Origin of the sequence: Azonexus fungiphilus (genome assembly GCF_003634965.1) — a bacterium.
GTDB classification, from domain to species: domain Bacteria; phylum Pseudomonadota; class Gammaproteobacteria; order Burkholderiales; family Rhodocyclaceae; genus Azonexus; species Azonexus fungiphilus.
Genome location: NZ_RBXP01000020.1, coordinates 195,352 through 202,169, shown reverse-complemented (window position 1 = coordinate 202,169; position 6,818 = coordinate 195,352). Strand labels below are relative to the sequence as shown.

8 protein-coding genes are annotated in these 6,818 nt (G+C 58.7%); 1 reads left to right on the top strand and 7 read right to left on the bottom strand.

Features of this window, described 5'->3' with window-relative positions; genetic code table 11:
• The 4 genes from DFR40_RS16850 to rfbB form a co-directional block, all read right to left on the bottom strand.
• Positions 1-104: sugar phosphate nucleotidyltransferase (locus tag DFR40_RS16850; protein WP_245985733.1), on the bottom strand; the 104-nt coding region annotated here is incomplete at its 3' end.
• Between the two features lie 8 nt (positions 105-112).
• Positions 113-649, bottom strand: a complete 537-nt coding sequence (gene rfbC, locus DFR40_RS16845) for a dTDP-4-dehydrorhamnose 3,5-epimerase (RefSeq protein WP_121459656.1) — start codon at positions 647-649, stop codon at positions 113-115.
• 11 nt (positions 650-660) lie between these two features.
• Entirely contained in the window at positions 661-1,551 is an 891-nt protein-coding gene (gene rfbD / locus DFR40_RS16840; protein WP_121459655.1) for a dTDP-4-dehydrorhamnose reductase, read from the bottom strand.
• On the bottom strand, positions 1,548-2,615 hold the full coding sequence (gene rfbB / locus DFR40_RS16835; RefSeq protein ID WP_121459654.1) for a dTDP-glucose 4,6-dehydratase: 1,068 nt from the start codon (positions 2,613-2,615) through the stop codon (positions 1,548-1,550). The genes rfbD and rfbB overlap by 4 nt, the downstream gene beginning before the upstream one ends.
• On the opposite strand from rfbB, the gene DFR40_RS17085 reads away from it, so the two are divergent.
• Positions 2,614-2,970 carry a hypothetical protein gene (locus DFR40_RS17085; RefSeq protein WP_147431351.1) on the top strand — a complete coding sequence of 119 codons (357 nt, stop codon included), beginning with the start codon at positions 2,614-2,616 and terminating at the stop codon, positions 2,968-2,970. The two genes, rfbB and DFR40_RS17085, sit on opposite strands and share 2 nt — an antisense overlap.
• A 32-nt stretch (positions 2,971-3,002) precedes the next feature.
• On the opposite strand, the gene DFR40_RS16830 is transcribed toward DFR40_RS17085, so the two are convergent.
• From DFR40_RS16830 to DFR40_RS16820, 3 genes are all read right to left on the bottom strand, one after another.
• Positions 3,003-4,184: a nucleotide sugar dehydrogenase gene (locus tag DFR40_RS16830; RefSeq protein WP_121459653.1), complete on the bottom strand. Its 1,182-nt coding sequence runs from the start codon at positions 4,182-4,184 to the stop codon at positions 3,003-3,005.
• A gap of 113 nt (positions 4,185-4,297) precedes the next feature.
• Positions 4,298-6,229 carry a bifunctional diguanylate cyclase/phosphodiesterase gene (locus DFR40_RS16825; protein ID WP_170160262.1) on the bottom strand — a complete coding sequence of 644 codons (1,932 nt, stop codon included), beginning with the start codon at positions 6,227-6,229 and terminating at the stop codon, positions 4,298-4,300.
• Between the two features lie 94 nt (positions 6,230-6,323).
• Positions 6,324-6,806, bottom strand: coding sequence for a hypothetical protein (locus tag DFR40_RS16820; RefSeq protein ID WP_121459651.1), 483 nt, complete (start codon positions 6,804-6,806; stop codon positions 6,324-6,326).
• Positions 6,807-6,818: the final 12 nt, after the last annotated feature.

Here is a 6,818-nt window from a genome sequence, read left to right as displayed (position 1 = left end):
ATCATCGGCTTGTCGTGGATCGGCAGCAGCTGCTTGGAAACCGCCAGCGTCACCGGGTAGAGCCGGGTGCCGGAACCGCCGGCGAGGATGATGCCTTTACGCATATTCGTTCTCACAGTTCGTTAAATGAATGACCGTTACGGTCTTTCTCGGCCAGCAGGGGCTCGCCATCAAGCGGCCAGTCAATGGCCAGCGTTGGATCGTTCCAGCGCAAGCTGCGCTCGGCTTGTGGGGCGTAGTAGTCGGTGGTTTTGTAGAGAAACTCGGCTGTTTCGCTGAGCACGACAAAGCCATGCGCCAAGCCAGGGGGAATCCAGAGTTGTTGTTTGTTCTCTGCCGATAGATGAACGCCTACCCATTGGCCGAAGGTTTTTGAATCCTTGCGGATGTCTACAGCCACATCGAACACTTCACCTTGAACAACGCGAACCAGTTTGCCCTGGGCATGCGGGGCAAGTTGATAGTGCAGTCCGCGCAATACGCCCCTGCTGCTTTTCGAATGGTTATCCTGCACAAATGGCAGATTGATGCCGGTGGCCTCTTCGAATGCTTTCTGGTTGAAGCTTTCGTAGAAAAAGCCCCGGTCGTCACCAAAAACACGGGGCTCAATCAGTAGTACGTCGGCAATCTGGGTTGGGGTGATTTTCATGGTCGGTAGGATCAGAGAATTCTGCGTAGTACGTGTTCCAGGCCTTCTTGCCAATCCGGCAGATTGATACCGAACCTGCTTTTCAGTTTGCTGGTATTCAATCGGGAATTGGCCGGACGGGATGCCGGAACGGGATATTCGGCGGTGGTGATCGGATGGATGTCATCCGGACCCAGCTTGAGCACTTTGCCCGCTGCGTTGGCAGAGGCAATGACAGCCTTGGCGTACTCGCACCAGTTGGTTTCTCCTGCCGCCACCAGGTTGTAAATACCAAACGGGAAGCCCTCCCTCTCCTGCCGCTTTTTGTATTGCGCAAGGATCTGGGCAGTTACATCAGCAATCAACGGCGCAGAGGTGGGCGCCCCCCATTGGTCGGCGACAACATTCAGGCTTTCCCGCTCACCGGCCAGTTTGAGCATGGTTTTGGCAAAGTTGCCGCCGTGCGCGCCAAATACCCAGCTGGTTCGAAAGATCAGATGGTCGGCACCGCTGGCTTGCAGGGCTTCTTCGCCCAGGCGCTTGCTTTTGCCATAGACGCTCTGCGGGTTGGGTTCGTCGTCTTCAGTATATGGCTCCGGCTTGGTGCCATCGAATACGTAATCCGTGGAGTAATGGACAACCAGGGCCTGCAGTTTGGCCGCTTCTTCGCCAAAAATGCCGGGCGCAGTGGCGTTGACCGCGTAAGCCGTTGCCTGGTCCGCTTCCGCTTTGTCCACTGCTGTATAGGCAGCGGGATTGACGATGATTTGCGGCTTTACGCTACGCACCAGTGCCCGGATGGCTTCCGGGTTGCCAAGGTCGCAGTCTTCCATATCAACTGCAACCACTTCGCCCAGCGGTGCCAGGGCACGTTGCAGTTCAAAACCAACTTGGCCGTTTTTTCCGGTAAGCAGGATTTTCATGCGGCGGCTCCGTATTGTTTGCCGAGCCACTGTTTGTAAGCGCCGCTGGTGACGTTATTGACCCAGGCCTGGTTGTCCAGATACCACTGTACTGTCTTGCGGATGCCGGTTTCGAAGGTTTCGGCCGGCTTCCAGCCGAGCTCGCGCTCGAGTTTCGTCGCATCGATTGCGTAACGGCGGTCGTGCCCCGGACGGTCGGTGACGAAGGTGATCTGCGTCCGGTACGACTGGCCGTCGGCGCGCGGGCTGAGTTCGTCAAGAATCGCGCACAGCGTGTGAACGACGTCGAGATTGGCTTTCTCGTTCCAGCCACCAACGTTGTACACCTCGCCAAGTTTCCCAGCTTCAAGCACACGGCGAATGGCGCTGCAATGATCCTTGACGTACAGCCAGTCGCGAATCTGCTGGCCATCACCGTAGATCGGCAACGGCTTGCCGGCTAGCGCGTTGTGGATGCACAGCGGAATCAGTTTTTCCGGGAAATGGTAGGGGCCGTAGTTGTTCGAACAGTTGGTGGTCAGCACCGGCAGACCGTAGGTGTGGTGATAGGCGCGAACCAAGTGGTCGGAAGCTGCCTTGCTCGCCGAGTACGGGCTGTTTGGCTCGTAGCGATTAGTCTCGGTAAAGGCCGCATCATCTTTGTTCAACGAGCCGTACACTTCATCGGTTGAAACGTGCAGAAAGCGAAAACGGTTTTTCTCATTTTCAGGCAGTCGACCGTGATATGCCCTTACCGCTTCCAATAACCGGAATGTGCCGACGATATTCGTCTGGATGAAATCTTCAGGCCCGTGGATGCTACGGTCGACGTGCGATTCGGCGGCAAAATTGATCACCGCTCGCGGCGCATGTTCCGCAAGCAGTTTGGCAACCAAGTCGAAATCGGCGATGCTGCCACGAACAAAAATATGAGCGGGATTCTCTTCGAGGCTGGCAAGATTTTCGCGATTACCAGCGTAAGTCAGGGCATCGAGATTGATGACCGTCTCGTTATCCTGCGAAAGCCAGTCGAGGACGAAATTGCTTCCAATGAAGCCTGCAGCTCCGGTGACGAGGATGCTCATGCTTGCCCCCTACGAGCAAAAGACATTCGCGCAGGCTCTTCATAGTGCCCAAAATCTCGCCGGACCATGGCCGAATCGACCATTCCCCTATGTCCGGCCACATACTCTTTTGTTTGATTGGCCATGTTCTCAAAATCTTAGTTGGTCGATACATTGCCGCCTCAAATTTGTGCATGCAGAACGCGCTATTTTTCAGGGCAGCAGCCTGATTTTGCCACCCGTACAAGCGATGATAAAGAAATATTTTGCAGTGCAGCATACATGCATAAGCCACTATGCCGAAAGGCATAATCTATCTATCAAAGCCGTCGAAAAACATCATGGATTTAGCAAAATCCTTGCTTCATCGAGTTGAACAAACTCAAGTCCGCGATCAACGAAAACAGTTCAATCCTCCCCGAACAAATCCCGGCTGTAGACCTTTCCTGACACATCCCCGATTTCCTCAGTCAATCGGTTTGCCAGAATGATGTCAGCTCTGCGCTTGAACTCTTCCAGGCTGTTGATTACCGGTGACCGGAAGAACTCGTCATGCGTCAGCACCGGCTCATACACGATGACTTCTATTCCCCTCGCCTTCAGCCGCTTCATGATTCCCTGGATGCTGGAAGCGCGGAAATTGTCGGAACCGGCCTTCATCACCAGGCGATAGACGCCAACCACCTTGGGGTTCTTCTTGATGATGTCGAAGGCGATGAAATCCTTGCGCGTGGTGTTGGCTTCGACAATCGCGTGGATCAGGTTCTGCGGCACTTCGCGGTAGTTGGCCAGCAGCTGCCTGGTGTCCTTGGGCAGGCAGTAGCCGCCGTAGCCGAAACTGGGGTTGTTGTAGTGGTTGCCGATGCGCGGATCGAGGCAGACGCCCTCGATGATCTGGCGCGTATCCAGCCCGTGCGTGGCAGCATAGGTATCGAGCTCGTTGAAGTAGGCAACGCGCATCGCCAGGTAGGTGTTGGAAAACAGCTTGACCGCCTCGGCCTCGGTGCTTTCGGTGAACAGCACCGGCACGTCCTGCTTGATCGCCCCTTGCTTGAGCAGGCCGGCAAAGGCTTCGGCACGGGCGCTGCGTTCGCCGACGATGATACGCGAGGGATGCAGGTTGTCGTACAGCGCCTTGCCTTCGCGCAGGAATTCCGGCGAAAAAATGAGGTTGACCGTGCGCCCCTGGGCCAGCGTGAAGGCCTCGCGCACCTTTTGCGTGTAGCCGACGGGAACGGTCGATTTGATCACCATGGTGGCGTCCGGATTGATCGCCAGCACGTCGCGGATCACCGCTTCTACCGAGGTGGTGTTGAAGTAGTTGGTTTCCGGGTCGTAATCGGTGGGCGTGGCAATGACCACGAAATCGGCACCGGTAAAAGCCTCGCGCTTGTCGAGCGTGGCTTTCAGGTTGAGCGGCTTGTTGGCGAGGAAATCCTCGATTTCGGCGTCGACGATCGGCGATTCTCGCCGGTTGAGCATATCCACCTTGGCGGGCAGGATGTCGAGGGCGACGACTTCATTATGCTGGGCGAGCAGGACAGCATTGGAGAGACCGACGTAACCGGTCCCGGCGATGGCGATTTTCATGGTGGCGGCCTTTGCAGTTGGACAAGATGCCAACGGCAAAGGCAACCAGAAACCACGCGGCATTGCCGAGGCAATGCCAGCCTAGCGCTCGCGTATTACAGCCAATCGTCCATTCAGGTGAATTCGCCGCGTTCGGCCGAGGGCGCACCAAAGTGATAGCCCTGCCCGCCGGTGACCGAATCGCTGAGCAGCATGTCGACCTGGCTGGCGCTTTCGACGCCTTGCGCAATCACCTCGACTTCGAGCGACGAAGCCAGCGAAACGATCGAGCGCAACAGCGCGCGCGCCGTTTCGTTCTGGGCCACTTCGCTGATCAGGCCAACGTCGAGCTTGACGTAGTCGGGCGGCAGTTCGCGCAACAGTTGCAGCGAAGTCGGCGCCAGGCCGAAGTGATCGATGCCGAAACGCACCTGGTGCGCGCGCAGCATGTCGACAAAGGCGCGGCTCGCGTCGAGGTCGAGCGAACAGCCGTATTCGGTCAGCTCGAACGATAGCTGGACACCGTGCTTGCGCACCTGCGCCAGGCGCCCGGCCAGCCAGTTCATGAAGTCGCGGTTTTCCAGGCTCTGGTTGGAAAGATTGACGGCGAGGTTGACCGGCTCCTGCCCCTGGCGTTCTTCCAGCTTGCGGAAAACCAGCGAGAGCAACGCCTGGTCGATCTCGGGCATCAGCTTGTGGCGCATCGCCATCGGCAGGAAGACCGAGGCCGGCACCAGCTCGCCGTCGTCGCCGACCAGGCGGGTCATGATTTCCTGTTGCATCACCTCCCCGCTGGAGAGCGAAACGACCGGCTGGCCCAGCAGCGTCCAGCGGTTTTCGGCGAGCGCATTGCGGATCAGCTCGCGCCAGGCCATCGAGCCCATGGCCGCTTCCGATGCACCGACCTCGACCACGTACTGCAGGGCATTACGCCCCGACTGGCGGGCGCTTTCGATCGCCAGGTCAAGGCGCGAAAGCACGCGCCCGCGCGTGTCGCCATGCTGGAAATGGATCATCCCGATGCTGAAGGAAAAATCCTCGCCGGCGCCGTCGACCGTATCGAAGATGCCTTGCAGCCGGTCGCGCAATTGCCGGCCAAGGGCGGAGAGCGTCATCTGGTCGCGGTCGAAGACGACAAAACCGAACGAGCTGCCACCGATACGGCACAGGATCGATGCCTGCTCGCCGAGGATTTCACGGGCCGCCGCGGCAATCGAAGCAAGGAACTGGTCGCCCTGGCGATAGCTGGCTTCGGTGTTGAAGTGCTTGAGGTTGTTGATGTCGACGCCGATCAGCGCGGCGTCGGAAAACTCGATTTCGCCATTCAGCGCCTGCGCCAGACGCAGGTCGAAGCTGCGTCGGTTGTCGAGGCCGGTGACCTCGTCCTGGTAGGCCTCGCGGCGGAACTGCTCGGCCTTTTTCGATTCGGCGTCGAGAAACTCCGAAATCTTGCGCGACATGTCGTTCATCGCCCGCACCACGCGCGAGAGCTCGAGCGCCTTCGGCTTGACGGCAATCTGGCCGAAGTGCTTCTGCTGGATTTCGAGCGCCGAACGCTCGATGGCCGAAAGCGGGTTGAGAATCCAGCGCAGCACCATGCGCGTCAGCCACAGCGCCAGCAGGTAGGCGAGAAACATCCAGCCCGAGATTTCCAGTGCCGATTGCCACAGGTATTGATAGGCGTGGGTCGGCTGCGAAATCACCACGACCTTGCCCAGCTGCCGCCAGCCGGAGGCAAGAAAAGCCTCGCCCGGTTGGGCTTCGAGCGTCAGCCAAGACGAAAACCACAGCGGCACGGCGTCGATCTTGGCCGGCAACTCGCGCTCGACAACGACTTTGCCGTCATTGCCCAGCACGGCGATCCGCTGGAAATAGCCACGGTCGAACAACGTTGCCACCTGGGTTTCCGCCAGCGTCCGGTCACCGGCACCAAGCGATTGCGACAGCGGATGCACCAGCGACGACGCAGCATCCTGGGCGTGCGAGCCCAACTGTTCCTCAAGGTACTGCCGCGTTCCCGATACGCCGAGCAAGGCCAGCCCGACGAACGCTCCGAGAAAGATCAACGAGATCCCAAGAAACAACTGCCTGCGCAAGGTCATGACTTACCCTCAAAAAAAATGGCAGCCCAAGGCTGCCATTTTCTGAAACTGGAAGAACTCAGGAGCGGCTGATGCTGCCACCACCACCAGGAATCTGGAACGTGGCCGGGGCGCTGAAACCGAAGCCGCCACCCGGAACGCCAGAACCGCCGCCGCCGCCACCAGCTGCGGTAGCAGCCGTGATGGTCGTCGGGTCGGCACCGCCGGCGATGGCGCAGGAAACCAGGCTGGAAGAGCTGGCACCGCTAACCGAAGCCGCGCTGATCACCTGGTTGGCATCGTAACCGGCCGAAACGGCGGCGGTAACGACGGAGCAGGAATCCTTGCCCTGGCCGATCATCGAGGAAACGATCCACGACGGCGCAACACCCGCCGAACGCGCACCGCCAGCGACCGAGTTCAGGGATTCACCACGCGAAAACGCGGCCCGAACTTCGTTATCGACTTGGCTCAGCGACATGCTGGAAGAGAAAGCAGCCAGCGCACCGAAGCTGGTGAACGCTGCGCCTGCGAGGACAACGAGCTTGGAAATTTTCTTCATGGAGACACCCCT